This window comes from Peribacillus sp. NPDC097284, from assembly GCF_044761765.1.
Lineage (GTDB): Bacteria > Bacillota > Bacilli > Bacillales > DSM-1321 > Peribacillus.
This window is the reverse complement of sequence record NZ_JBIWCZ010000001.1, coordinates 261,275-286,266: the sequence shown is the minus strand read 5'-3', so window position 1 is coordinate 286,266 and position 24,992 is coordinate 261,275. Positions and strand designations below refer to the sequence as shown.

Here is a 24,992-nt window from a genome sequence, read left to right as displayed (position 1 = left end):
AGACTGCATCAGCAGCCTCCATCAGGGAAAAATAAGTGCATGAAAATTAGGATCCTACTGCTTTAACGACGACAGCAATGGTGAACATGGCAGCGAAAAATACAAATGAAGCGATGAATCCGATTGCGGAATCAGCGACGTCATCAGTCTTCGATTGGACATTCTTTTCGAATTCGTTCATTGTTTACCCCTCCTATTTCTGCTAATAGTATAAAACATTACCAAAAAAAAATCCACAGGTCACATTCTTCATTTCCTTTACTGACAAGAGTTGTCACAAATAGTTTGCTTAATTGAGGTCAAAATAAAAGTACAAACAAAGCAAGCACGTAATTGTTCTACATGAATGGTTATCGTTTTCAAGGAAGTTTTCCTAGGGCCTTTCTTGAGAGCGTTCATATAGATCCGGAACTAGACCTTAGGGGCTAGTTCCCTTTATAGCTTGTCAAATGGTTCCTCCCACTATACCATTAGAGAAGAATACATAAAAAAGAGGCGGATTCTATTGGTATTAGACGTTTGGAAGAATATAAAAAAAGGGCAATTCGCTCCCGTATATTTGGTATATGGAACAGAAGCCTATTTAATTAATGAAACGAAGCAACTCTTGATAGAGCATGTCCTTCATGAAGATGAAATGGACTTTAACTTTTCTCAATTTGATTTAGAGGAGACACCGGTCGAAACGGCTCTTGAAGACGTGGAGACCCTCCCTTTCATTGGGGAAAGGCGTCTTGTTTTCATGCAGAACCCATTTTTCCTGACAGCGGAAAAATCAAAGTCCAAGGTAGAACATAATGTGAAAAGATTAGAAGCCTACCTCTCGGACCCTGTTCCTTATTCCATTGTGGTCTTGACGGCCCCTTACGAGAAGCTGGACGAGCGGAAAAAAATCACCAAGGAACTGAAGCGTAAGGCCGTCCTCATTGAGGCGAAGAAGCTGGGCGACCGTGAGCTTAAGGTATGGGTCAAAGAACGGGTCGCAGAATATCAGGTGCAGATCGATGATCAAGCCACGGAACTCCTTTTGGAGCTTGCGGGTACAAACTTGATGATGCTGACGAACGAACTGGATAAAATGGCATTGTATGTAGAAGATGAGAAGCGGATATCGACGGAAGTTGTCGAAAAGTTAGTGGCTAAATCGCTTGAACAGAATATCTTTACCCTGGTTGATTCGGTCTTGCAACGAAAAATGGAAAGTGCCATGACCATTCTCCATGATCTACTTCGGCAAAATGAAGAGCCCATTAAGATTTTGAGTGTGATGGCTGGACAAGTGAGGCTCATGTATCAAGTGAAGGAACTATCTCGACAAGGGTATAGTCAGCAAAAAATCGCGGGACAATTGAGGGTGCATCCATACAGGGTGAAACTGGCCCTTGAAAAGACAGGGAAATTTCAGGTGAAAGAGCTGCTTAGCATTATAGATGACTTGGCTGAGGCGGATTATCGGATGAAAACTGGTCAGGCTGATAAAGCAATCACTTTAGAATTACTACTACTGAAATTCAGATGAAGGCTTAAAGGGGAGGGGATGGAATGATTCTTTCCCCTTTTTGGGCATAAAAAAAAACGACCCGGAAGGTCGTTTCGTTTTCATTAAGCGTTAAGAGCGTTAAGTCTTTTCGCTAAACGAGATTTTTTACGGGCTGCCGCATTTTTATGGATTAATCCTTTAGATGCAGCTTTGTCTAATTTTACAGCAGCTGTTAAAAGAGCTTCTTTAGCAGCTTCAACGTTTTCTCCAGCTAAAGCAACTTCAGCGTTTTTCACTGTAGTACGCATAGTAGATCGAACTGTAATGTTATGAACGCGTTTTGTGTCGTTAGTTTTCACACGTTTAATAGCAGATTTAATGTTTGGCATTCCGTTCACCTCCTACAAAGAAATCGAGATTATATGAACTCGACTTTTCAAATCCATATCAAATAGCACAAATGATATTCTATCAGACTGCTTAAGATTATGCAATACTCCAGATTGAGAATCGAAAAGTAATTATAATTTCTGAAATTAATTCATCTCGTCATAATGTATTGTACCAAAAAAATGAATAATACAAAAGCTAAAATGAAAGAATGTTTAAGAGAGATGATTAAAATACTAGATTTGACTCATATAAACAGCAGGAGGCGCTATGGTGAAACATTTGGACCTAAGTAATTATAGTATTCGGACAGATCTGGCAATTGAAGCGAAAGAAATTGCCCTTGAAATGAAAGGTGTCGTCGAAGAGAAGGATGTCTCCCATATTGAAGGTGTGATCATTAAAGAAAAAGAAGTGGATGATTTGAAGATTTCCCTAGTTGAGGTCACGGCGGAAGGGGAAAAGGAGATTGGCAAGAAAGAGGGGAGTTACCTAACGATAGAGGTCCAAGGGATCCGCCAACAGGATACGGATACGCAGCAACGGGTGGAAAAGGTATTCGCCAACGAGTTAGCGTATTTTTTGAAAAGGAACAAGCTCACAAAGGAAAGCGGTTGCTTAGTCGTTGGTCTGGGTAACTGGAATGTCACCCCTGATGCACTCGGACCGGCTGTCATCGAAAACTTGGTCGTTACGAGACATTTATTCGAGTTGCAGCCGGAGTCGGTAAAGGAAGGATATCGTCCGGTCAGCGCAATTTCTCCCGGGGTGATGGGAATCACGGGGATCGAGACGAGTGACATCATCAAAGGCGTCATTGAAAAAAGCAAGCCGGATTTCCTTATCATTGTAGATGCCTTGGCGGCTCGTTCCATTGACCGGGTGAATTCAACCATTCAAATAACGGATACGGGCATCCATCCCGGTTCAGGGGTAGGGAACAAACGCAAAGAATTGAGCCAGGAAACATTAGGCGTCCCTGTTATCGCCATTGGGATCCCTACTGTCGTCGATGCCGTATCGATCACGAGCGACACAATCGATTATATCCTGAAGCATTTTGGCAAGGAACTGAAAGAAGGCGGTCGGCCTTCACGCGCCTTGGCCCCCGCTGGATTCAGCTTCGGAAAAAGGAAAAAGCTAAAAGATGAGGATATGCCAGGAGAGAAGGAACGAGAAACTTTCTTGGGAATGGTCGGTGTGCTTCCGGATGAAGAGAAGCGTAAATTGATTTATGAAGTGCTCTCGCCACTAGGTCATAATTTAATGGTTACACCAAAGGAAGTCGATGTATTCATTGAAGATATGGCCAATCTGATAGCCAACGGTTTGAATGCGGCGTTACATGAATCAATCAATCAAGGTAATGCGGGCTTCTACACCCGCTAAACGGTATTAGTGCCCAAAAATGGTGTTCTACCCTCTCTAGCAAAGTCATAAGTATTAGTAGACAAGCTATAGAGAGGGTGGACGGATGAAAAGGAGAAAATCTCCAGGTATTATTACAGCTATTCACGGATCAACAATTGTAAAAACGTTTCTAGGTATCCTAGCCTTGCTTCTTTTTGTTTTTTCCGTCAGCGGGGTCATGACTTCATTACGGCCGGAATATCGCATTACCTCGAATTCCGTACATACTGTCGCTAACCAATTTTCAGGTAAAATGCTATTTTCGATGCTGGCCAATGAAAACCATTACTTCTTCAGTGCCTTGCCTGAAGGAAAAGAACAATCGATTGTCATGGAGCAGTTAGTAAAGCTTTCGACCAACATCTCAATGGAGGATCCCCGTAGTTTGCTAGGTCGGGAATTACCAGGGTTCTCGATTTTTGATAACGAGATCCTTGTCGCAGGTGAAGGAACGAACTATACGAATATGCCGTATGAATCTCCACCACCTTTAGAGGTGATGAATGATGAAAGAGATGCATCTCTGCAAAATCTGGATGAAATAGAAGAACCTGATAAGAAGACAACGCCCAATCAACCCAAGCAAACGACCAATGGCCGCAAGGTGGTAGAAATATATCATAGCCATAATCGGGAGTCGTACCTGCCTTATCTAAAGGGTGTCACCGACCCAGATCTTGCGTATCATTCTGAAATCAATATTACAAAACTCGGAACACGGATGACCGCCGATCTCGCGGATAAAGGTATAGGAGCCTCTCTAAATAAAACGGATGTGATGGGGAACTTGAATAGCAAGGGCTTGAATTTTGCAAAAGCGTACCAGGAATCACGTAAAACCGTTCAGACGGCAATGGCGAATAATAAGGATATAGAATATCTCATCGATATCCATCGTGATTCCAAAAGGAAAAAACATACGACGATCACCATTAATGGCAAACAATACGCCAAGATAGCTTTTGTTGTGGGAGGGGACAACCCGAATTATGAAAAAAATGCGGCACTTGCCAATAAAATGCATAAAGCGTTAGAAAAAAAATACCCTGGTATCTCGCGTGGGGTCATGAAACAGGGCGGGGCAAGAAATAATGGAGTTTACAATCAGGATTTGACGGGTAATGCAATGCTTTTGGAAATTGGAGGCGTCGATAATACATTCGAGGAAATGTATTTAACGGTCGACGCATTCACTGATGTGTTCAGCGAATTGTATTGGGATGCTAAGGCTGTGGATGGCATCAAGGGAGAATCGGAAGCAAAGTAATTTGGAAGGAGCCTCTATCATGGTTCGATTTTGGTTGAAATGCACGGGCGTTTTACTTATTTTGTTTTTAGGTGTACTTATCGGGATGCAGCAGGCAAACGACGGCATGAAAAAAATGAAAGGGTATGAAGACCCCGCTTTAAATAGTGCTTTCACCATTAACCAATCGGAGCAGGGAGAAATGGAAGCGGATATCCTTGGGCAAAAAGTGACGAGTCATGATATAGAGACGAAAAAAGAAAAGCTGGAGGAAATGAAAGCTTATAATTTTTTCTCCTCCCTTGGCAAGAGTCTGGGTGAAACCGTATCAGCAGCTTTTAACGCACTCTTTAATATGATTTAGTAGTAGGATAAGCCGGTAGAAAGTTCTAGAAAAAGGCTCCATTCAAATTGAATGCAGCCTTTTTTGCTATCTCCTTCTACATAATGGACTGTCCTTGTAACTATTCTGTTGAATCTTGCATTTTCTATTGATATAATGAAAAATAGTGTATTGTGTCGACTATTGGGAGTGAACGTTATGAATAGAGAAGAGAAATTAAAAAGACAATCAAAGATTCGTAACTTTTCCATCATCGCTCATATTGATCATGGTAAATCAACATTGGCGGATCGTATCATAGAAAAGACGAACGCCATGACTCAACGTGAAATGAAGAGTCAATTGTTAGATTCTATGGACTTAGAGCGTGAGCGTGGAATTACGATTAAATTGAATGCGATTCAATTGAAATATAAGGCGAAAGATGGCGAAGAATATATCTTCCATCTTATCGATACACCGGGGCACGTAGATTTCACTTACGAGGTTTCACGAAGCCTTGCTGCGTGTGAAGGTGCAGTCCTTGTCGTGGATGCTGCTCAAGGCATCGAGGCCCAGACGCTTGCCAATGTTTATTTAGCATTGGACAATAACCTGGAAATTTTACCTGTCATCAATAAGATTGACTTGCCAAGTGCCGACCCTGAGCGGGTCCGTGGTGAAATCGAGGATGTAATCGGTCTTGATGCATCTGATGCCGTTTTATGCTCAGCTAAAGCTGGAATTGGAATTGAGGATATTTTAGAACAGGTCGTAGAATTGGTTCCTGCACCTCAGGGTGATCCGGACGGACCGTTTAAAGCACTTATTTTTGACTCCGTATTTGATGCTTATCGCGGTGTAGTAGCTTACATCCGGGTTGTTGAGGGTTCTATAAAAGTGGGCGATAAAATCAAAATGATGTCCACTGGTAAGGAATTTGATGTGACCGAATTGGGCGTCTTCAATCCGAAAGTCCAAATGCTTGATGAACTGACAGTGGGGGATGTAGGTTTCCTGACCGCAGCCATTAAGAATGTCAGTGATACGACTGTAGGGGATACGATTACGAGTGCCAATAATCCCGCGACAGAAGCCTTGCCTGGTTACCGGAAGATGAATCCGATGGTTTATTGCGGTTTATACCCGATTGATGCATCTAAATTCAATGATTTACGTGATGCTTTAGAAAAACTGGAGTTGAATGATTCAGCATTGCAATTTGAGGCAGAGTCTTCTCAAGCGCTAGGATTTGGTTTCCGTTGTGGCTTCCTTGGCCTTCTTCATATGGAAATCATTCAAGAACGTATCGAGCGTGAATTCAAAATTGATTTAATCACGACAGCACCAAGTGTTATATATGACGTTATCCTTACAGATGGAACGTCCATGAAGGTGGATAATCCATCCAATATGCCGGATCCACAAAAAATCGAAAACGTCGAAGAACCTTATGTTAAGGCGACCATGATGGCACCAACTGAATTTACGGGAACCATCATGGAAATCTGCCAAAACAAACGTGGGAATTTCATCGATATGGAATACGTGGATGAAACGCGCGTAAGTATCCATTATGAGATTCCGTTGTCAGAAATCGTCTATGATTTCTTTGATCAATTGAAATCCAATACAAGAGGGTATGCTTCATTCGATTATGAGTTAATCGGATATAAGCCATCCAAACTTGTCAAAATGGATATCTTGTTGAATGGCGAAACGGTCGATGCATTAAGTTTCATCGTCCATAAGGACTTTGCTTATGAACGTGGAAAAATCATCGTTGAAAAATTGAAGAAATTGATTCCAAGACAGCAATTCGAAGTGCCGATCCAAGCGGCTATCGGACAAAAAATCGTGGCCCGTTCATCCATTAGTGCCATGCGTAAAAACGTATTGGCTAAATGTTACGGTGGCGATATTTCCCGTAAACGTAAATTGCTTGAAAAACAAAAACAAGGTAAAAAGCGGATGAAACAAGTGGGTTCCGTTGAAGTGCCACAAGAAGCCTTCATGGCTGTCCTGAAAATGGATGATACGACTCCAAAAAAATAAATGATAGTAGAAAAAAGAGGGTAGACAGGATCTAGCCTCTTTTTCTATCGGTCCATTCGATTAAATAAAGGTTGTGAACTTAATGATTAAAAGTGCTTACCTGCATATCCCGTTTTGTGAACATATTTGCCACTATTGTGATTTTAATAAAGTTTTCTTACAAGGGCAGCCCGTTGATGAATATTTACGGATGATGAAAAGGGAAATGGAAATGCAACTTGCTAAATATCCGACAACGGAACTGGATACGGTCTTTGTTGGTGGGGGAACACCTACCTCACTTGATGAAAAGCAGCTATCCTTTCTTTGTGAGGCCATCAATGAGACCCTCCCTTTCGATGCCAAACAGGCTGAGTATACGTTTGAAGCCAATCCCGGGGACCTTTCGAGAGAAAAGCTTGAAATCCTCTTTCAAGCAGGCGTGAATAGGCTAAGTTTTGGGGTACAAAGCTTTAATGACGAATTATTGAAGCGCATCGGCCGAACACATCGGGCATCCGAGGTGTATGAAACCATTCAGTTGGCTCAGGATGTGGGCTTCACCAATATTACGATTGACTTGATTTATGGATTACCGGGGCAAACTATGGAAGATTTCGAGGATACACTCGCAAAAGCCCTTGCCCTGCAACTTCCTCACTATTCCAGTTATTCCTTGATCGTCGAACCAAAGACGGTCTTTTACAACCAAATGCGTAAAGGTACATTGAATCTCCCTCCACAGGAACTAGAGGCTTCCATGTATGAGCGGCTGATGGAAGAGATGGAGAGGCATGGAATGCATCAATATGAAATCAGTAATTTTGCTCGGCCTGGTTTTGAAAGTAAGCATAACCTGACATACTGGGACAATAAAGAGTATTATGGCATCGGTGCTGGAGCTCATGGATATACGGGTGGCAAAAGAGTGGCCAATCATGGTCCGGTAAAAAAATACATCACTCCTTTGCTAAAAGGTGAATTGCCTGTTTTAGATGAACATCCTGTGCCGCTCTATGAAAAAATGGAAGAAGAGATGTTTTTGGGGCTCCGGAAAACAAAAGGCGTCTCCCTAGAAACATTCAAAAGTAAATTTTCTGTAGAAATGAAGGAGATTTTCGGGGAATCGCTCGAAGAACAAATGAAAAAGGGGTTACTCACGATTGAGGACGGGTTCGTAAGCCTGACTGAGCGTGGCAAATTGCTTGGTAATGAAGTGTTTCAATCGTTTTTGGGAGTGGTTGATACGGATTGATGGAAATCTCTTGTCCTATAAACGGTAATTTAGCGGTTTTCATTATTGACATCATCAGCTTCATTTGATAATTTATTAGTATATTAGCACTCAGGAAGTTAGAGTGCTAACAGAGGTGATCATACATGCTAACTGATCGTCAATTATTGATTCTGCAAGTGATAATCGAGGATTTTATCCATTCAGCCCAGCCTGTCGGGTCGCGAAGCTTGTCGAAGAAAGATGAAATTACGTTCAGCTCGGCCACTATTCGCAATGAAATGTCTGATCTTGAAGAATTGGGTTTTTTAGAAAAAACTCATACATCTTCAGGAAGGGTTCCTTCTGAAAAAGGGTATAGATATTATGTGGATCATTTACTTTCTCCTCAAGCTCCAAAAAAGAATGAAATGAAATTGTTGAAATCCGTGTTCGTGGAGCGCATTTATGAACTGGAAAAGATTGTCCAAAAATCAGCTAAGATACTCTCTGAATTGACGAATTACACGGCAATCGTTCTTGGCCCCAAAGTCAATGAACATAAGCTGAAAAAGATTCAAATCATTCCATTGAGTCCTGAAACGGCAATTGCGATCATCATCACTGACACAGGCCATGTTGAAAATCGAATGATTTCCCTGCCTCCTTCTTTCGATATCAATGAAATTGAGAAGGTAGTCAATATTTTAAATGCCCGGTTAGTGGATGTACCGCTTGTCGAGCTGAAGGATAAGATCTATAAGGAAGTGGCGGTCTTATTGAGCCATCACATCCATAATTATGGATCGGTCGTTTCTGTTCTTGCGGACACCCTCACGGATACGAAACCGGAAAAAATATTTTTCGGTGGTAAAACGAATATCTTGAGGCAGCCTGAGTTCCATGACATTGCAAAAGTCAGCACACTTTTATCCATGATCGAACAGGAACAAGGATTTTATGATCTCATTACGAAAAACCCATCTGGCATTCATGTCAAGATTGGCCGGGAAAATCAAAATACCGTCCTTGAAGATTGTAGTTTGATTACCGCGACGTATTCAATCGGGCAGGAACAAGTGGGCACCTTGGCAATATTGGGTCCAACTCGAATGGAATATTCGAGAGTAATCAGTCTCCTTTCTTTTTTCTCGAAGGATTTAACGACGTTGATGACAAAGCTGTATCAAAAATAGGAGCAAAGGTAATAGTAAGGTGGCGGTAAAAGGGTTACCACCGCCCAACCTATTACTTAAGCATAAATTTGTATAATCCTTTAGGGGAGGTGAGATTGTGGAAAATAAAAACAATGAACAGACATTAAATAATGAAACAATCGAGGAAAGCACGGAAGAAGCGGTTTTTGCTGAAGAAGTGAATTCATCGGAAGAAACTCAGGAGGAAACTCCGGTAGAAAAAGATGAGCTACAGTTGGCTCAAGAAAAGATTCAGGAACTAGAAGCTAAAATCGAAGAAATGGATAACCGTTACCTTCGTTTGCAAGCTGATTTCGATAATTCTAGACGCCGTGCAAAGCTTGATATGGAAGCGGCTCAAAAATATAGAGTGCAAGATATTGCCGGGAATTTGGTCGAGGCTCTTGATAACTTTGAAAGAGCGACTAAAATCGAAGCGGATAATGAGCAAACAAAGTCCCTTCTTCAAGGCATGGAAATGGTCTATAAAGGCATTATTGGTGCATTGGCGAAAGAAGGCATCGAACCGATCAATTCTGTCGGTGAAGAATTCGATCCTCGTTTGCATCAAGCCGTCATGCAAGTTCAAGATGAGAACTTCGGTTCGAACATCGTTGTGGAAGAATTCCAAAAAGGATATCTTCTTAAGGACCGAGTGATTCGCCCGGCCATGGTAAAGGTAAACGAATAAAGAAATCATTACATATAAATATTGGGAGGTAGTGTAACAATGAGCAAAATTATTGGTATTGACTTAGGTACTACAAACTCTTGCGTATCTGTACTTGAAGGCGGGGAACCAAAAGTTATCCCGAATCCAGAAGGAAACCGTACAACACCTTCTGTTGTGGCATTTAAAAATGGGGAACGTCAAGTAGGGGAAGTGGCAAAACGCCAAGCAATTACGAACCCGAACACAATCATTTCCATTAAACGTCATATGGGTACTAACCATAAGGAAGTAATTGATGGAAAAGAATATTCACCGCAGGAAGTATCTGCAATCATCCTTCAATACTTGAAATCTTATGCTGAAGAATATCTTGGAGAAAAAGTAACAAAAGCGGTTATCACCGTGCCTGCTTACTTTAATGACGCTGAACGTCAAGCAACTAAAGACGCTGGTCAAATTGCTGGTCTTGAAGTGGAACGTATTATCAATGAACCTACAGCTGCAGCACTTGCTTATGGATTGGATAAAACAGAAGAAGACCAAACAATCCTTGTATTCGACCTTGGTGGCGGTACATTTGACGTATCCATCATGGAACTTGGAGACGGAGTATTCGAAGTACGTTCAACAGCTGGTGACAACCGCCTAGGTGGAGACGACTTCGACCAAGTAATCATTGATTATTTAGTAGAAGCATTCAAAAAAGAGAATGGCATCGATCTTTCTAAAGACAAAATGGCTGTTCAACGTTTGAAAGATGCAGCTGAAAAGGCGAAAAAAGACCTTTCAGGTGTAACTTCTACTCAAATTTCATTACCATTCATCACAGCTGGAGATGCTGGCCCACTTCACTTGGACGTAACGATGACTAGAGCTAAATTTGATGAGCTTTCATCAAGTCTTGTTGAACGTACGATGGGACCTACTCGTCAAGCATTGAAAGATGCTGGACTTTCAGCTTCAGAAATCGATAAAGTCATCCTTGTTGGTGGATCTACTCGTATTCCTGCAGTAGTGGAAGCAATCAAAAAGGAAATCGGTCAAGAACCTAGCAAAGGCGTTAACCCTGATGAAGTAGTAGCAATGGGTGCTGCTATTCAAGGTGGCGTGTTAACTGGAGACGTTAAAGACGTGGTTCTTTTAGACGTAACTCCACTTTCACTTGGAATTGAAACAATGGGCGGTGTATTCACTAAGTTAATCGACCGTAATACAACGATTCCGACAAGTAAATCTCAAGTGTTCTCAACAGCAGCAGATAACCAAACAGCTGTGGATATCCATGTTCTTCAAGGTGAACGTCCAATGTCAGCGGATAATAAAACGCTTGGCCGTTTCCAATTAAGCGATATTCCACCTGCACCACGAGGAATTCCTCAAGTAGAAGTAACATTCGATATTGATAAAAATGGTATTGTTAATGTTCGTGCAAAAGATCTTGGTACAAACAAAGAGCAAGCCATCACAATCAAATCATCTTCAGGTCTTTCTGATGAAGAAATCGAGCGTATGGTACGCGAAGCAGAAGAAAATGCCGATGCTGATAAACAACGTAAAGAAGAAGTGGAACTTCGTAATGAAGCTGACCAACTTGTCTTCCAAACGGAAAAAACGCTTAAAGATCTAGAAGGTAAAGTAGATGAAGCGGAAGTAACAAAAGCGAACGAAGCGAAGGATGAACTGAAAGCTGCAATCGAGAAAGATGAGCTTGAAGAAATCCGTACGAAAAAAGATGCTCTAAACGAAATCGTTCAAGCTTTAACTATGAAGCTTTACGAAGAAGCGGCTAAAGCACAGCAAGCTGCCCAAGAGGGTGCTGGTGAAGCTGGAGCTGGAGCTCAAGACGATAACGTCGTTGATGCAGAATTTACAGAAGTGAACGAAGACGAAAAAAATAAAAAGTAACCCTTTTGGGATGCTGAAATAGTGGGTAGTGAAATGCTGCCTGAAGTAGAAAAGTCAAAGTCAGGTTATCTTGGCTTTGGCTTTTTTTACAATGGATGGAGCTAAATATAGGAATGATAGGGCTATAAAGAGATGAAATGACAGTTTGAGGGGACATTCCCACTTCTTTTATGGAAGGGTGTTCAAACTGTTTGTGCTTTTCTAGTTGATTATTATCTTCCTACAGTGATAATATAATCTTTATGTGAATCGAATCGGGAGTGGATTTAGATATGAGTAAACGCGATTATTATGAGGTGTTAGGCCTTTCGAAGAGTGCTTCGAAGGATGAAATCAAGAAAGCGTATCGAAAGCTCTCCAAACAATATCACCCTGATATTAATAAAGCAGACGATGCTGCGGATAAATTCAAGGAAATTAAGGAAGCTTACGAAGTATTAAGCGATGAACAGAAAAAAGCCCATTATGATCAATTTGGGCATACTGATCCGAACCAAGGCTTCGGTGGTGGTCAAGACTTTGGTGGTTTTGGCGGATTCGAAGATATTTTCAGTAGTTTCTTTGGTGGTGGAGGTCGTAGAAGAGATCCTAATGCTCCTCGTCAAGGGGCCGATCTGCAATATACGATGACGCTTTCTTTTGAAGAAGCCGCATTTGGGAAAGATACAGAGATTGAAATTCCACGTGAAGAGAATTGTGATACATGTAAGGGCTCAGGTGCAAAGCCTGGTACAAAAGTCGAAAACTGTTCACACTGTCACGGAACTGGTCAGTTAAATGTTGAACAAAATACAGCTTTCGGGCGTATCGTTAACCGGAGAGCTTGTCACCATTGTCAAGGAACAGGTAAAATCATTCCGAATAAATGTTCAACGTGTAAAGGTGAAGGAAAAGTTCAAAAACGTAAAAAAATTCAAATCAAAGTACCTGCAGGTATCGATGACGGACAACAGCTTCGAGTTTCCGGTCAAGGGGAGCCTGGAATCAATGGTGGCCCATCCGGAGATCTATATGTAGTCTTCCATGTCCGTACTCATGAATTCTTTGAACGGGATGGCGATGATATTTATTGCGAAATGCCGATTACATTTGCCCAATCTGCGTTAGGAGACGAAATTGAAGTCCCAACCTTGCATGGCAAAGTTAAATTGAAGATTCCTGCCGGTACACAAACTGGTACGCGTTTCCGTTTAAAAGGAAAAGGCGTTTCGAATGTCAGGGGCTATGGACAAGGCGACCAGCATGTAATCGTATTGGTGGTCACTCCAAAGAAATTGACGGAAAAACAAAAAGAACTTCTTCGTGAGTTCAGCGAAATCAGTGGCCAATCAGGCATTGATGAACAAGAAGATGGCTTTTTCTCGAAGGTAAAGCGTGCTTTTAAAGATAGATGACTAAAAGTAAAAGAAGAGATCGGGAGTTGGTAGGTTATGAAGTGGTCTGAATTTGCAATCCACACAACAAATGAAGCGGTTGAACCTGTTTCAAATATCCTTCATGAGGCAGGTGCAAGCGGTGTTGTCATTGAGGATCCTCTTGAATTAGTCAAAGAACGTGAAAATGTCTTTGGCGAAATCTACCACCTGAACCCAGATGATTATCCGGACGAAGGTGTTTTGATCAAGGCGTACTTGCCGGTTAATAGCTTTCTTGGTGAAACGGTTGATGCTATTAAGGAATCCATCAATAATCTCCTGCAATTTGAAATAGACCTAGGGAAGAACCTTGTTTCAATCAGTGAAGTGAATGAGGAAGAATGGGCAACTGCCTGGAAGAAATATTATAATCCAGTCAAGATATCCGAGCGATTCACCATTGTCCCTACTTGGGAAGACTATACGCCAGTAAGCAGTGATGAATTGATCATAGAACTGGATCCGGGCATGGCATTCGGGACGGGTACCCACCCGACAACCGTCATGTGTATCCAAGCCCTCGAACGTACTGTTGTACCGGGTGATCTTGTGGTGGATGTTGGAACGGGTTCTGGAGTCTTGAGCATAGCGTCCGCATTGTTGGATGCAAAACGAGTTCAGGCACTTGATTTGGATGAAGTGGCTGTTCGGTCGGCCATTCAAAATGTTGAACTGAACAATGTTCAGGAAAAGGTCTCTGTTTCGCAAGGTAACTTATTGGATGGAGTAGATGAACGGGCGGATGTCGTAGTAGCCAATATTTTGGCCGAAGTGATTATGCGCTTTACGGACGATGTTGCGAAAATCGTGAAACCTGGTGGGCATTTCATTGCCTCTGGAATCATTCAACCTAAAAAACAAGATGTGAAGGAAGCGATTCAAGCTTCCGGATTCATAATTGTGGAAACCATCCAGATGGAAGATTGGGTTGCGTTCATTGCTAAAAGAAATGATTGAATGATGAGTTACTCTGATTATCTTATCCACAGGTAATCAGAGTACCTTTTTTTACGCTCAAACCTTGGCAAGGCACAAAGCATTCAAGGGAAGATGCCTTTGACTGCTAGCCTGTGAGTTTTTCTAGACTAGACGGAGTAGGTGGCACTGTGCAACGATATTTTCTTAATGAAATGGACTTTCAGGGACAAACCGTGACCATTACAGGTGATGATTTTCACCATATTGCCAGAGTCATGAGAATGGAACCTGGAGAGCGAATCATAACTGTAAAGGGCAGTGGCATGGCTGCAGTCACGGAAATCTCGGAAATTACGAGTGATACAGTTATAGGAAACATTTTGGAATGGAAGAATGAAGAAAAAGAGCTTCCCGTCCAGGTGACGATAGCGAGCGGTCTGCCTAAAGGGGATAAGCTGGAGTATATCGTTCAAAAGGGGACGGAATTGGGCGCTTACAAGTTTATCCCTTTTATTGCGGCTCGTTCGGTGGTAAAATGGGACCACAAAAAGGTCGGCAAGAAACTAGAAAGACTCCAAAAGATTTCTAAGGAGGCGGCCGAGCAGTCCCACCGTACAGTTGTCCCTTCCGTGACCGAACCGATGTCAATCGCTCAACTAACGGAGCTTGCTTCTGAATACGATCATTCGTTAATCGCATTTGAAGAAGAGGCAAAGCGCGGTGAAACATCCGTGCTAGCGTCGGTGTTGGAAAACATCAGGGCTAGACAGTCGATTCTTTTCGTTTTTGGGCCTGAAGGGGGCCTAGCGGAAAAAGAAATCGAGAAATTAACATCTTCCGGTTTTGTAGCATGTGGACTTGGACCTAGAATATTAAGAACTGAAACAGCACCTTTATATGCACTTTCCGCTGTTTCTTATCATGTAGAACTTTTGAGGTGATGAAAAATGGCAACGGTCGCTTTCCATACATTAGGCTGTAAAGTAAACCATTATGAAACAGAAGCTATTTGGCAATTATTTAAGACAGAAGGATATGACCGTGTTGAATTCGAAAACACATCGGATGTGTATGTCATCAATACGTGTACCGTAACGAATACGGGCGATAAGAAAAGCCGCCAGGTCATCCGTCGTGCTATCCGTAAAAACCCGAATGCCGTCATTGCAGTAACAGGATGTTACGCACAGACGTCGCCTGCTGAAATCATGGCAATCCCGGGCGTCGATATCGTGGTGGGCACACAGGACAGGGGAAAACTGTTAGCATACATCGAACAATTCAAGGTGGAACGCGAACCGATTAATGCAGTAGGAAACATTATGAAAAACCGTGTATACGAAGAATTGGATGTACCAGCTTTTACCGACAGAACCCGAGCTTCTTTAAAGATCCAGGAAGGTTGTAACAACTTCTGCACGTTCTGCATCATTCCATGGGCACGTGGTTTAATGCGTTCCCGTGATCCAAAGGAAGTCCTCCATCAAGCTGAACAGCTTGTCGAAGCAGGGTATAAGGAACTTGTGTTGACTGGCATTCATACAGGTGGTTATGGTGACGACTTGAAGGATTATAATTTGGCGATGCTCTTGCGTGATTTGGAAAAGGTCGAGGGACTTAAACGGATCCGCATATCTTCCATTGAAGCGAGTCAAATAACGGATGAAATCATTGAAGTGCTTACGAAGTCCAAAAAAGTGGTTCGCCATTTGCATATTCCGATTCAATCAGGATCAGATACTGTGTTAAAACGGATGAGACGTAAATATACGATGGATTTCTTCGGGGACCGTATCGAAAAATTAAAAGTGGCACTTCCCGGCCTTGCCGTTACTTCTGATGTCATTGTAGGTTTCCCTGGAGAAACCGAAGAGGAATTCATGGAGACATATAATTTCATCAAGAAATATAAGTTCTCTGAATTACATGTATTCCCATACTCGAAACGTACAGGGACCCCAGCGGCACGCATGGATGATCAAGTGGATGAAGATGTGAAAAACGAACGTGTTCATCGCCTGATCTCTTTGTCCGATCAGCTGGCAAAAGAGTATGCTTCTCAATTCGAAGGAGAAGTACTGGAAGTGATTCCTGAAACACCATTGGAAAATGGGCTTTATGAGGGGTACTCCGATAATTATATGAAGGTTATTTTCCCGGCTACTGAAGAAATGGTTGGAGAAATCGTAAAAGTGAAAATTACACAATCCGGCTATCCACATAGTGAAGGACAGTTTGTTACTATTGTGAAAGATCTTCCATTACAACAAGCAGCTAATCTTTAAGACGGCGATTTATCGCTGTCTTTTTTTTCTTCTTTTTAGAGTGATAACGGAACATAAGGGTATAGTTTATATATATCGTCATTTTGAAATTATTATGGTATCATGAGAGGTACGGACAACTAGTTTTTTTATGAATATTAAGGAGGATTACTAAATGACACAAAATGTAGCAGGTTTAATCGATCACACTTTATTAAAAGCGGATGCAACGAAAGAACAAATAAAAGTTTTATGTGAAGAAGCAAGAGAATATAAATTCGCATCAGTATGCGTGAACCCAACTTGGGTGAAGTATGCTAGTGAGTTATTGGAAGGTTCAGAGGTAAAGGTTTGTACGGTAATAGGTTTCCCTCTAGGAGCGTCCACTCCTGAAACTAAAGCCTTCGAAACAAAAGATGCCATCAGCAACGGTGCGCATGAAGTTGATATGGTAGTCAACATCGGTGCTTTGAAGGACAAGGATGATGAATTGGTTGAGCGGGACATTCGTGCCGTTGTCGCTGCAGCGACTGGTAAGGCCCTTTCAAAGGTCATTATTGAAACATCATTATTGTCAGAGGAAGAAAAAGTGCGTGCTTGCGAAATAGCTGTTAAAGCGGGAACGGATTTTGTTAAAACTTCAACAGGATTCTCAACAGGTGGTGCTACGGTTGAAGATGTAGCGCTTATGAGAAAAACGGTTGGACCGAATATCGGCGTTAAAGCTTCAGGTGGGGTTCGTAACACGAGCGATGCTGAGAAAATCATTGAAGCAGGAGCATCTAGAATTGGTGCAAGTGCTGGTGTATCCATTGTAAAAGGCTTAACAGCTGATTCTGATTATTAATTTTCATGGCCGCATTCTTAGGAATGCGGCTTATTTTTTTTGAGGACGATGCAGCATTAAAATGAAGTTGGAAAATTGGCTTGCGAAAGGTAAAACGATCAAAGAAGTCGTAATATTAAAAATGACACTAGCATGTGCAAGCTGGGTCGCTTTATTTTCAGTGAAAAAGGCAGCCGTTCGTTCTAGAACGTCCACAAGAGGAAGGAAGGCAGCCACACCAATCACATTCAGCCATATATGTGCATATGCTGTAAAGGCAGCTTGTCTACCTGAACCGATGCTAGCCATATAGCCTGTGATACACGTACCGATATTAGAACCGAGCATCATGATGATGGAAGAAGAGACGGATAGCTCCCCACTCATTAAAAAACTCATGGCGATTCCGATGGTCGCGGAGCTAGAGTGAATCAGCGCCGTTAACAGGATACCTGCCAACAAAGCATAACTAAGATGGCTTTCTATGCCACTGAGTACATGCTGAACCGATGGATAGGCAGCGATGGGCTTGGAGAGCATCTTAAAACCGCTCATCGCCGCGAAAATGGCAGAGATGCCTATAAGGGACATTCCGGCGCTTTTTAATGCGATTTTGGGCATAAAGCAAAGAGCGGCACCGCATAAGACTCCTGGAATGATCCAGCGGTCCAATGAAAAGGTCATGAATTCAGCTGTAAAGGTCGAACCGATATTCGTTCCTAAAATGATGCCAATCGTCTGTGGAAAGGATAAACTGCCGGCGGAAACGAGACCCACAGTCATGACCATGACCGCCGAGCTGCTTTGAAGGATGCCTGTGAAAATCGTACCTGCAAAAAAACCTTTCCATGGTTTATCGGTCACCTTAGAAAGAAAGGATTTTAATTTAGCGCCGGACAGGTTGAATAAGCCGATGCGTAAAACGGCCATACCCGCTAAAAATAAAGTGATGAATAAAAGGAATAAAAGTAACTCGTACATGACCAACACCTCTTGAACAGTCTATGGCCCATAGGGGAGAGACATGCTATAAAAAGCTTCAAAGTTGCAATTAGAAAAAAATATGGTAACAACATGATAATATTTCAAATAAGTTTCGTTTTATTGGTTGACCTGTCAAAGATGATATATTATAATTGTTTAGTACATGTATAACATGTTGACAACTTGAGTTAGTGTGTTGTTTTCGGAGGGAGGGAAAGAGATGTCTAAAACCGTCGTTCGTAAAAACGAATCGCTTGAAGATGCTCTTCGTCGTTTCAAACGTACTGTATCTAAAGCAGGATCGCTTCAGGAAGCTAGGAAGCGTGAATTTTATGAAAAGCCAAGCGTAAAACGTAAGAAAAAGTCTGAAGCTGCAAGAAAACGTAAATTCTAAGAGAGGGTGGAAAGATGAGTCTTCTCGAGCGTTTAAATAATGATATGAAACAAGCGATGAAGAACAAGGAAAAGGACAAACTATCTGTTATTCGTATGTTGAAAGCTTCGCTTCAAAACGAAGCCCTAAAACAGAGACAAGATTTAACAGATGATGAAGAATTGACAGTGCTCTCTCGCGAATTAAAACAACGCAAAGACTCCCTCCAGGAGTTTGAAAACGCAGGTCGTTCCGATCTCGTGGATAAAGTCCGCACCGAATTGGGATACGTAGAGGCATATATGCCTGAGCAACTATCAGAAGAAGAGATTTCTGAAATTGTTAAATCAACAATTGAGGAAGTCAATGCAACATCCAAAGCAGATATGGGGAGAGTTATGGGAGCTTTAATGCCTAAAGTTAAAGGTAAAGCAGATGGTTCTCTAGTAAACAAGTTAGTACAACAACATCTATCTTAAACTCGAAACCTAACCGCAGGCATTAGCCTGTGGTTTTTGTGTGTTTACGTGATTATTTCGCCTCTTTTAGACGTATAGTAACTAGTGAAAGGGCAGCCGATTGGTTTTATATAAATTAATTGCTTTTTAAATGAAACCTTTTTCATATACATACGTATTAACTAAGTAAGTGACGATAATAAGTGGATTCGATTAGCAAGGGTGAAATATGCCTTTTAGGTAATGGAAAGGCCGGCTTACAGGCGCTTAATACGGGAAAGGAGGCGTTCCATTGAAAATATGGCGTGGTCTATCTGTTCTCTTATTCGGATTGCTGCTTATAGTGTCTTTCTTGGTGCCGGGTGCTTCTGCAAAGGAGAAGATTGTTTACCAGGTTCCCATTCAAGAAACGGTGGAAAAGGGTTTGGCCGCCTTTTTGCAACGGGCACTATCGATTGCAGAAGTGAATAACGCAGATCTTGTAATTTTCGAGGTGAATACCCCAGGTGGTGCCGTAGATGCGGCAGGGGAGATAGCCAAGTTACTGTCTAATTCCTCAGTAAAAACAGTGGCTTACGTCAATAATCGTGCTTTATCTGCGGGTGCCTATATTTCGCTCAGTGCCGATGAAATTTATATGGTCCCCAGTGCTACAATGGGTTCAGCTGCGGTGATTGACTCTTCGGGAAATGCAGCGGGAAAAAAAGCGGAATCTTATTGGTTGGCTGCAATGAAAACGGCAGCCGAACAGAATGGACGCGATCCCATTTATGCACAAGCGATGGCTGATGAGGATATCGACCTTCCAAAATACGGAGCCGAAAAAGGAAAATTACTGACATTCACTGCTGATCAGGCAAAAAAGGCCGGCTACAGTGAAGGGACCGTTTCGGGGAAAGCTGAGTTATATAGTATACTCGGGGTGGAAGATGCGGATATTCGAACCATAGAGGAAAGCTTTCCAGAAAAGTTAGCTCGCTTTTTGACCAATCCTTTTGTGATTCCCATCTTATTGACGATAGCAGGCATCGGGATTGTGGTAGAGTTGTTTTCGCCTGGTTTTGGCATTCCTGGTTTTATTGGAATCACTGGCCTCGTATTGTTCTTTTATGGACATTTGGTCGCAGGCATCACGGGCTATGAGTCGTTAGCGCTATTCATCTTAGGAGTCATCCTTGTGCTCTTGGAGTTTTTCCTCCCTGGAGGAATTATCGGGGTGCTTGGCTTTAGTGCAATTATAGGCAGTTTATTTCTCGCTTCAGAAGATCCGGTCCATATGACCATTTCTTTGTTAATTGCGATTACCGCATCCATTTTGGTTTCTATCCTATTTGTAAAGGTGCTTGGTAAAAAAATGAACTTTTTTAGAAAAATGATATTAACCGATGCAACAAAAACAGAGCAAGGGTATGTCAGTTCTCCGAATCGCTTGGAATTATTAGGTGTTGAAGGTAAGGCAATGACAGACTTAAGGCCATCTGGAACGGCTTTAATTAATGATGAACGGGTCGATGTTGTGACAGAAGGAAGCTTTATTTCCAAAGGGACATCCATCAAAGTCGTGAAAGCTGAAGGGTCGAGAGTAGTCGTTCGGCAAATTCCGGAATCAAATCAATGAAAATAGGAAGGGTGAATGTTTAGGTGATAACTTCAGGAACAATATTTATCGTGTTGGCTGTAATTGCGGCCATCATCATCTTATCGGTATTTTTCACATTTGTACCAGTTATGTTATGGATCTCAGCTTTAGCGGCTGGAGTCAAAATCAGTATCTTTACATTAGTGGGAATGAGGCTTCGTCGTGTTATACCAAGCAGGGTAGTTAACCCGCTCATTAAAGCCCACAAAGCGGGAATCAATGTATCGACGAATCAATTGGAGAGCCATTACCTTGCAGGAGGGAATGTTGACCGTGTCGTCAATGCACTGATTGCAGCAGAACGTGCGAATATCGCATTGCCATTTGAAAGAGGGGCAGCCATCGATCTTGCAGGACGTGATGTACTGGAAGCGGTTCAAATGAGCGTTAACCCTAAAGTGATCGAAACGCCATTCATCTCCGGTGTAGCGATGAATGGGATTGAAGTGCAAGCAAAGGCAAGAATCACCGTTCGTGCCAATATCGAACGATTAGTCGGTGGTGCTGGGGAAGAAACGATCATCGCGCGTGTAGGTGAAGGGATTGTTTCGACAATCGGTGCTTCTAAAAGGCATACGGATGTCCTTGAAAACCCGGATTTAATTTCTAGAACCGTTTTATCGAAAGGTCTCGATTCAGGTACAGCATTTGAAATTCTATCGATTGATATCGCTGATGTGGATATCGGGAAGAATATCGGGGCTATCCTACAGACTGACCAGGCTGAAGCGGATAAGAAAATCGCCCAAGCAAAAGCGGAAGAACGTCGCGCGATGGCTGTTGCCTTGGAACAGGAAATGGTAGCCCGTGTCCAAGAAATGAGAGCGAAGGTTGTAGAATCCGAGGCAGAAGTGCCATTGGCTATGGCTGAAGCGCTGAAGAGCGGAAATCTAGGGGTAATGGACTACATGAATATCCAAAATATCACGGCGGATACGGATATGCGGGATTCCATCAGTAAGATATCGGATAACCCAAAGGACAAGGATAACAATTAATTCCCAGAAGGGAGGCCTTTAAATGGGAGATCTCATTCAATTCTTTCTCAGTAATCCATTCCTTCTGATTATCTTGATAGCTGTTGCAACATCCATGTTCGGCAGGAAAAAACAGCCGCAACAAAACAATCCAAACAACCCGCCGAAAAAGAAATGGCAGGAAATCATGCAGGAGCTTCAAGGCGAGATGCCACAAAAGGAACAACGGCAAACCCCTGTTCCGGCATCTGCCCAAAAAGCAGAGAAGCGTGTCGTACACTCTGCTGGGCCTGTGGATGAAACGAAAGCACAGGCTGAAAAAAGGATTGCTGAACTAAGAAGGCTGCAGCAGAAATATGAGCAAGAGCGTGTGGAACAAAAAGAAAAGGCAGATCGAATTACTACAGCCATTTCTGACGATAGCAGTCCCGTCTATCATAAAGGTCCTTCCTTCACTAAGAAACAGTTGATTGATGGAATCATTATGTCTGAGGTGCTCGGACCTCCAAGGGCTAAGCGTAGCTTGCAAAGGTCAAGGAGATAATTCGGAAGAACTTGTATCCCGCGTTCATTCGTTCAACATGAAAAAATAGAAATTGAACCTTTATAATTTTGTGCTAGAACCCTCTTTCATTTCATACATTGAGATGAAAGGGGGTTCTTTTTTATGGCTCGCAATTGGGGAAAAAAAGTGAAACAGCTTATGACCAAAACAATGGACCTTCCGCAAGATGTCATGATGGACCTGCCGCGAATTACCATGATCGGACAATTACATATATATATTGAAAATCATCGTGGCTTGTTGGCCTTTACTGACAGTGAAGTGAGGTTAATGCTTAAAAATGGCCAGCTGCTAATAAAGGGAACTGGCTTTGTCATCAAGACCATCTTGCCGGAGGAAATCATGTTAGAGGGCAAAATTGACAAAGTATATTTTATCAATGAATGATCCCGGGAGGTTTCCATGAAAAACCAATGGACAAACTATTATACAGGCTATGTAAAAGTGAAGGCATATGGAAGAGGAACCGAAAGGCTAATCAATATGTTGACAAGGAGAGGGCTTCATATCTGGGATGTGAAGCGTGTAGGAAGTGAATCCCTGATTTTCCATATGGATTTCAGGGAAATTTCAAAATTGCGTCAGGTCCTGCGAAAAAGCGACTGTAAAGTGAAATTCCTCCAAGGCAGGGGGTTTCCGTTTCTCATGAAGCGGGTGATGAAAAATAGTGGATTCTTGGCGGGTTTGATTGCCTTCCTTATTTGCATTTTTGTACTTTCCAATATGGTGTGGGGGATAGAAGTTAAAGGGGCAAAACCGGAAACCGAACATGCCATCCGTAAAGAATTGGACAAAATGGGCGTGAAAATTGGAAAGGTGCAATTTCTAGTGGACGATGTGGATACGATACAGCGAAAGCTCTCTGATCGCATCGGTGCCCTAACCTGGGTTGGTGTGGAGCTTAAGGGGACAACCTACCATTTCCAGGTGGTGGAAAAACGGCAGCCGAAGGAAATAGAGAAAACCTCCTCACAAAATTTGGTTGCTTCAAAAAAGGCGGTCATCACCAATATGTTCATTGAAAAAGGCCAACCTAAAGTCAATGTGCATGATTATGTAAGTAAAGGACAACTTCTTGTGTCAGGGTTGATTGGGAAGGAAGATAAACCAGAAATTGTTTCGGCGCAGGGGAAAGTAATGGGGCAAACTTGGTACAAGGCGAATGTGGAAGTCCCTCTGAAAACCAATTTTTCCGTCTACAATGGTAATGAAACCAGTAAGCATTATATAAAAGTGAGCAGCTTATCTATACCTATATGGGGGTTTAAGGATCCGGGCTATAAAAAGCAGGAAAAAGAATCGACTGATCGGCCGTTTCATTTTCTGCAATGGGAACTGCCCATTTCCTATAAAGTCGAGACATTAAGGAGTAAAGACGATATCGTCCGGAGTTATACGAAGGAAGAAGCGATTAAGGAAGGGAAGAAGATGGCCCAGGCCGACTTACGGAAGCTTCTTGAAGAAGAAGACCAAATTATAGGGGAAAAAGTTTTGCACGAAAGCATGGAGAATGGTAAAGTGAAATTATCTATACATTACCAAGTTATTGAAGATATTGCTGTAGGACAACCAATCATTCAAGGAGACTAGCGAATGGCAGATGAAGTGAAGGTTATTAAGTTGGAAATTGAATCACCTAATGAAGCGGTCGCTTTATTGGGCAATGGAGATTCTAATGTAAAAGTGCTTGAAGACGAGCTGGGCATTTCGGTCATCACCCGCGGGGAAGGTATAAGCGTTGCCGGTGAATTAGAGCGGGTGACGATGGGACAGGATATCCTGAAGGCGCTGTTATCTGTGATCAGAAAAGGGATTACGATAAGTTCTAGGGATGTAATGTATGCTATAGAATTGGCTCGCAAGGGAACATTGGAATATTTCGGAGAATTATATGAAGAAGAAATTGCTAAAACGGCTAAAGGTAAATCGATTAAGGTCAAAACAATTGGCCAGCGATATTATATTCAGGCCATAAAGAAGCTCGATTTAGTATTCGGGATTGGTCCTGCTGGGACCGGGAAGACCTATCTAGCTGTAGTGATGGCAATCAATGCCTTGAAAAACGGACAGGTTAAACGAATTATCTTGACGAGACCTGCCGTTGAAGCTGGCGAAAGTTTGGGATTCCTTCCTGGGGACTTAAAAGAAAAGGTAGACCCGTACCTACGTCCGTTATATGACGCTCTTCATGACCTACTGGGGATGGAACAGACCCAAAGGATGATTGAACGCGGGACGATTGAAATCGCTCCCTTGGCCTATATGAGGGGACGTACGCTCGAGGATGCCTTTGTAATCTTGGATGAGGCACAGAATACTACCGAAGCCCAAATGAAGATGTTTTTAACGAGGCTCGGTTTTGGATCGAAAATGGTCATTACGGGAGATCGTACCCAAATCGACCTTCCAAAAGGGATGAAGTCAGGTTTGATTCGGGTTGAGGAGATTCTCAAGAATGTCAAAGGCCTTTCATTTGTGTATTTTGAACAGAGTGATGTAGTCAGGCATCCGCTCGTCGCCAAAATTATCAGCGCATATGAACAGGCAAAAGAATAGAGGGAATCCGCCAATGAAATGGCGGATTTTTTCATGGTGATTCGCTTGCCCATCATGAATGGAATGTGAAATTGTGGTGAAAAGCAAGGGTTTTATCATAACATGATGAAAAGTAGAGGGAAAACTGTTATCATTTTACATATCTAGC

General features: G+C 42.3%; 25 protein-coding genes. 22 read left to right on the top strand and 3 right to left on the bottom strand.

What is annotated here, in order from left to right; genetic code table 11:
• Positions 1 to 46: 46 nt before the first annotated feature.
• A complete protein-coding gene (locus ACIQXU_RS01505; RefSeq protein WP_402869625.1) occupies positions 47 to 181 on the bottom strand; it encodes a YqzM family protein in 135 nt (44 codons plus the stop codon).
• 324 nt (positions 182 to 505) lie between these two features.
• Between ACIQXU_RS01505 and holA the strand changes: the two genes are divergently transcribed.
• Positions 506 to 1,519 (top strand): DNA polymerase III subunit delta, encoded by a 1,014-nt coding sequence (gene holA, locus ACIQXU_RS01500; RefSeq protein WP_402958385.1) that lies wholly within the window; start codon positions 506 to 508, stop codon positions 1,517 to 1,519.
• 83 nt (positions 1,520 to 1,602) lie between these two features.
• Here the strand turns inward: holA and rpsT are convergent, their stop codons facing one another.
• Positions 1,603 to 1,869 carry a 30S ribosomal protein S20 gene (gene rpsT / locus ACIQXU_RS01495; protein WP_402869621.1) on the bottom strand — a complete coding sequence of 89 codons (267 nt, stop codon included), beginning with the start codon at positions 1,867 to 1,869 and terminating at the stop codon, positions 1,603 to 1,605.
• 271 nt (positions 1,870 to 2,140) lie between these two features.
• Here rpsT and gpr point away from each other — a divergent pair, with 271 nt between their 5' ends.
• From gpr to deoC, 13 genes are all read left to right on the top strand, one after another.
• Positions 2,141 to 3,259, top strand: coding sequence for a GPR endopeptidase (gpr, locus tag ACIQXU_RS01490; RefSeq protein ID WP_402869619.1), 1,119 nt, complete (start codon positions 2,141 to 2,143; stop codon positions 3,257 to 3,259).
• A gap of 85 nt (positions 3,260 to 3,344) precedes the next feature.
• Entirely contained in the window at positions 3,345 to 4,547 is a 1,203-nt protein-coding gene (spoIIP, locus tag ACIQXU_RS01485; RefSeq protein ID WP_402958387.1) for a stage II sporulation protein P, read from the top strand.
• A gap of 19 nt (positions 4,548 to 4,566) precedes the next feature.
• Complete coding sequence (locus tag ACIQXU_RS01480; RefSeq protein WP_402986315.1) at positions 4,567 to 4,890, top strand: YqxA family protein; 324 nt, start codon at positions 4,567 to 4,569, stop codon at positions 4,888 to 4,890.
• A gap of 177 nt (positions 4,891 to 5,067) precedes the next feature.
• Positions 5,068 to 6,903 (top strand): translation elongation factor 4, encoded by a 1,836-nt coding sequence (lepA, locus tag ACIQXU_RS01475; RefSeq protein ID WP_402986313.1) that lies wholly within the window; start codon positions 5,068 to 5,070, stop codon positions 6,901 to 6,903.
• An 82-nt stretch (positions 6,904 to 6,985) separates the two neighbouring features.
• Complete coding sequence (gene hemW, locus ACIQXU_RS01470; protein ID WP_402986311.1) at positions 6,986 to 8,137, top strand: radical SAM family heme chaperone HemW; 1,152 nt, start codon at positions 6,986 to 6,988, stop codon at positions 8,135 to 8,137.
• Positions 8,138 to 8,262: 125 nt separating this feature from the next.
• On the top strand, positions 8,263 to 9,291 hold the full coding sequence (gene hrcA / locus ACIQXU_RS01465; protein ID WP_402869608.1) for a heat-inducible transcriptional repressor HrcA: 1,029 nt from the start codon (positions 8,263 to 8,265) through the stop codon (positions 9,289 to 9,291).
• A gap of 94 nt (positions 9,292 to 9,385) precedes the next feature.
• Positions 9,386 to 9,982, top strand: coding sequence for a nucleotide exchange factor GrpE (gene grpE, locus ACIQXU_RS01460; protein ID WP_402869898.1), 597 nt, complete (start codon positions 9,386 to 9,388; stop codon positions 9,980 to 9,982).
• 39 nt (positions 9,983 to 10,021) lie between these two features.
• Complete coding sequence (dnaK, locus tag ACIQXU_RS01455) at positions 10,022 to 11,869, top strand: molecular chaperone DnaK (protein WP_402986309.1); 1,848 nt, start codon at positions 10,022 to 10,024, stop codon at positions 11,867 to 11,869.
• Positions 11,870 to 12,141: 272 nt separating this feature from the next.
• Positions 12,142 to 13,263, top strand: a complete 1,122-nt coding sequence (dnaJ, locus tag ACIQXU_RS01450) for a molecular chaperone DnaJ (RefSeq protein WP_402869605.1) — start codon at positions 12,142 to 12,144, stop codon at positions 13,261 to 13,263.
• Between the two features lie 36 nt (positions 13,264 to 13,299).
• The gene (gene prmA, locus ACIQXU_RS01445; RefSeq protein ID WP_402869603.1) at positions 13,300 to 14,241 is read left to right on the top strand and encodes a 50S ribosomal protein L11 methyltransferase; all 942 of its coding nucleotides are present in this window, start codon (positions 13,300 to 13,302) and stop codon (positions 14,239 to 14,241) included.
• Positions 14,242 to 14,390: 149 nt separating this feature from the next.
• Positions 14,391 to 15,143: a 16S rRNA (uracil(1498)-N(3))-methyltransferase gene (locus ACIQXU_RS01440; RefSeq protein WP_402986306.1), complete on the top strand. Its 753-nt coding sequence runs from the start codon at positions 14,391 to 14,393 to the stop codon at positions 15,141 to 15,143.
• A 6-nt stretch (positions 15,144 to 15,149) separates the two neighbouring features.
• Positions 15,150 to 16,487, top strand: coding sequence for a tRNA (N(6)-L-threonylcarbamoyladenosine(37)-C(2))-methylthiotransferase MtaB (mtaB, locus tag ACIQXU_RS01435; protein ID WP_402986304.1), 1,338 nt, complete (start codon positions 15,150 to 15,152; stop codon positions 16,485 to 16,487).
• A 154-nt stretch (positions 16,488 to 16,641) separates the two neighbouring features.
• On the top strand, positions 16,642 to 17,313 hold the full coding sequence (gene deoC / locus ACIQXU_RS01430) for a deoxyribose-phosphate aldolase (RefSeq protein ID WP_402986302.1): 672 nt from the start codon (positions 16,642 to 16,644) through the stop codon (positions 17,311 to 17,313).
• Positions 17,314 to 17,343: 30 nt separating this feature from the next.
• Here deoC and ACIQXU_RS01425 read toward each other — a convergent pair whose 3' ends face one another.
• Positions 17,344 to 18,273 (bottom strand): Na/Pi symporter, encoded by a 930-nt coding sequence (locus ACIQXU_RS01425; protein WP_402958399.1) that lies wholly within the window; start codon positions 18,271 to 18,273, stop codon positions 17,344 to 17,346.
• 223 nt (positions 18,274 to 18,496) lie between these two features.
• Here ACIQXU_RS01425 and rpsU point away from each other — a divergent pair, with 223 nt between their 5' ends.
• From rpsU to ACIQXU_RS01385, 8 genes are all read left to right on the top strand, one after another.
• Positions 18,497 to 18,670 carry a 30S ribosomal protein S21 gene (gene rpsU, locus ACIQXU_RS01420; RefSeq protein WP_028391853.1) on the top strand — a complete coding sequence of 58 codons (174 nt, stop codon included), beginning with the start codon at positions 18,497 to 18,499 and terminating at the stop codon, positions 18,668 to 18,670.
• Between the two features lie 14 nt (positions 18,671 to 18,684).
• Positions 18,685 to 19,128: a GatB/YqeY domain-containing protein gene (locus ACIQXU_RS01415; RefSeq protein WP_402869597.1), complete on the top strand. Its 444-nt coding sequence runs from the start codon at positions 18,685 to 18,687 to the stop codon at positions 19,126 to 19,128.
• A 271-nt stretch (positions 19,129 to 19,399) separates the two neighbouring features.
• Positions 19,400 to 20,725, top strand: coding sequence for an NfeD family protein (locus ACIQXU_RS01410; protein ID WP_402986301.1), 1,326 nt, complete (start codon positions 19,400 to 19,402; stop codon positions 20,723 to 20,725).
• A gap of 41 nt (positions 20,726 to 20,766) precedes the next feature.
• On the top strand, positions 20,767 to 21,744 hold the full coding sequence (floA, locus tag ACIQXU_RS01405) for a flotillin-like protein FloA (protein ID WP_402869894.1): 978 nt from the start codon (positions 20,767 to 20,769) through the stop codon (positions 21,742 to 21,744).
• A 22-nt stretch (positions 21,745 to 21,766) separates the two neighbouring features.
• Positions 21,767 to 22,267: a hypothetical protein gene (locus tag ACIQXU_RS01400; protein WP_402986299.1), complete on the top strand. Its 501-nt coding sequence runs from the start codon at positions 21,767 to 21,769 to the stop codon at positions 22,265 to 22,267.
• 123 nt (positions 22,268 to 22,390) lie between these two features.
• A complete protein-coding gene (yqfC, locus tag ACIQXU_RS01395) occupies positions 22,391 to 22,675 on the top strand; it encodes a sporulation protein YqfC (RefSeq protein ID WP_402869591.1) in 285 nt (94 codons plus the stop codon).
• Between the two features lie 15 nt (positions 22,676 to 22,690).
• Positions 22,691 to 23,878, top strand: coding sequence for a sporulation protein YqfD (gene yqfD, locus ACIQXU_RS01390; protein WP_402958405.1), 1,188 nt, complete (start codon positions 22,691 to 22,693; stop codon positions 23,876 to 23,878).
• Positions 23,879 to 23,881: 3 nt separating this feature from the next.
• A complete protein-coding gene (locus ACIQXU_RS01385; protein ID WP_402869587.1) occupies positions 23,882 to 24,844 on the top strand; it encodes a PhoH family protein in 963 nt (320 codons plus the stop codon).
• Positions 24,845 to 24,992: the final 148 nt, after the last annotated feature.

Coding starts and splice junctions, on each gene's coding strand:
- prmA (WP_402869603.1), top strand. CDS start 13,300: ATGAAGTGGTCTGAATTTGCAATCCACACAACAAATGAAGCGGTTGAA.
- lepA (WP_402986313.1), top strand. CDS start 5,068: ATGAATAGAGAAGAGAAATTAAAAAGACAATCAAAGATTCGTAACTTT.
- mtaB (WP_402986304.1), top strand. CDS start 15,150: ATGGCAACGGTCGCTTTCCATACATTAGGCTGTAAAGTAAACCATTAT.
- hemW (WP_402986311.1), top strand. CDS start 6,986: ATGATTAAAAGTGCTTACCTGCATATCCCGTTTTGTGAACATATTTGC.
- yqfC (WP_402869591.1), top strand. CDS start 22,391: ATGGCTCGCAATTGGGGAAAAAAAGTGAAACAGCTTATGACCAAAACA.
- dnaJ (WP_402869605.1), top strand. CDS start 12,142: ATGAGTAAACGCGATTATTATGAGGTGTTAGGCCTTTCGAAGAGTGCT.
- ACIQXU_RS01425 (WP_402958399.1), bottom strand. CDS start 18,273: ATGTACGAGTTACTTTTATTCCTTTTATTCATCACTTTATTTTTAGCG.
- rpsU (WP_028391853.1), top strand. CDS start 18,497: ATGTCTAAAACCGTCGTTCGTAAAAACGAATCGCTTGAAGATGCTCTT.
- spoIIP (WP_402958387.1), top strand. CDS start 3,345: ATGAAAAGGAGAAAATCTCCAGGTATTATTACAGCTATTCACGGATCA.
- yqfD (WP_402958405.1), top strand. CDS start 22,691: ATGAAAAACCAATGGACAAACTATTATACAGGCTATGTAAAAGTGAAG.
- hrcA (WP_402869608.1), top strand. CDS start 8,263: ATGCTAACTGATCGTCAATTATTGATTCTGCAAGTGATAATCGAGGAT.
- rpsT (WP_402869621.1), bottom strand. CDS start 1,869: ATGCCAAACATTAAATCTGCTATTAAACGTGTGAAAACTAACGACACA.
- ACIQXU_RS01415 (WP_402869597.1), top strand. CDS start 18,685: ATGAGTCTTCTCGAGCGTTTAAATAATGATATGAAACAAGCGATGAAG.
- ACIQXU_RS01505 (WP_402869625.1), bottom strand. CDS start 181: ATGAACGAATTCGAAAAGAATGTCCAATCGAAGACTGATGACGTCGCT.
- gpr (WP_402869619.1), top strand. CDS start 2,141: ATGGTGAAACATTTGGACCTAAGTAATTATAGTATTCGGACAGATCTG.
- deoC (WP_402986302.1), top strand. CDS start 16,642: ATGACACAAAATGTAGCAGGTTTAATCGATCACACTTTATTAAAAGCG.
- ACIQXU_RS01385 (WP_402869587.1), top strand. CDS start 23,882: ATGGCAGATGAAGTGAAGGTTATTAAGTTGGAAATTGAATCACCTAAT.
- ACIQXU_RS01480 (WP_402986315.1), top strand. CDS start 4,567: ATGGTTCGATTTTGGTTGAAATGCACGGGCGTTTTACTTATTTTGTTT.
- ACIQXU_RS01400 (WP_402986299.1), top strand. CDS start 21,767: ATGGGAGATCTCATTCAATTCTTTCTCAGTAATCCATTCCTTCTGATT.
- dnaK (WP_402986309.1), top strand. CDS start 10,022: ATGAGCAAAATTATTGGTATTGACTTAGGTACTACAAACTCTTGCGTA.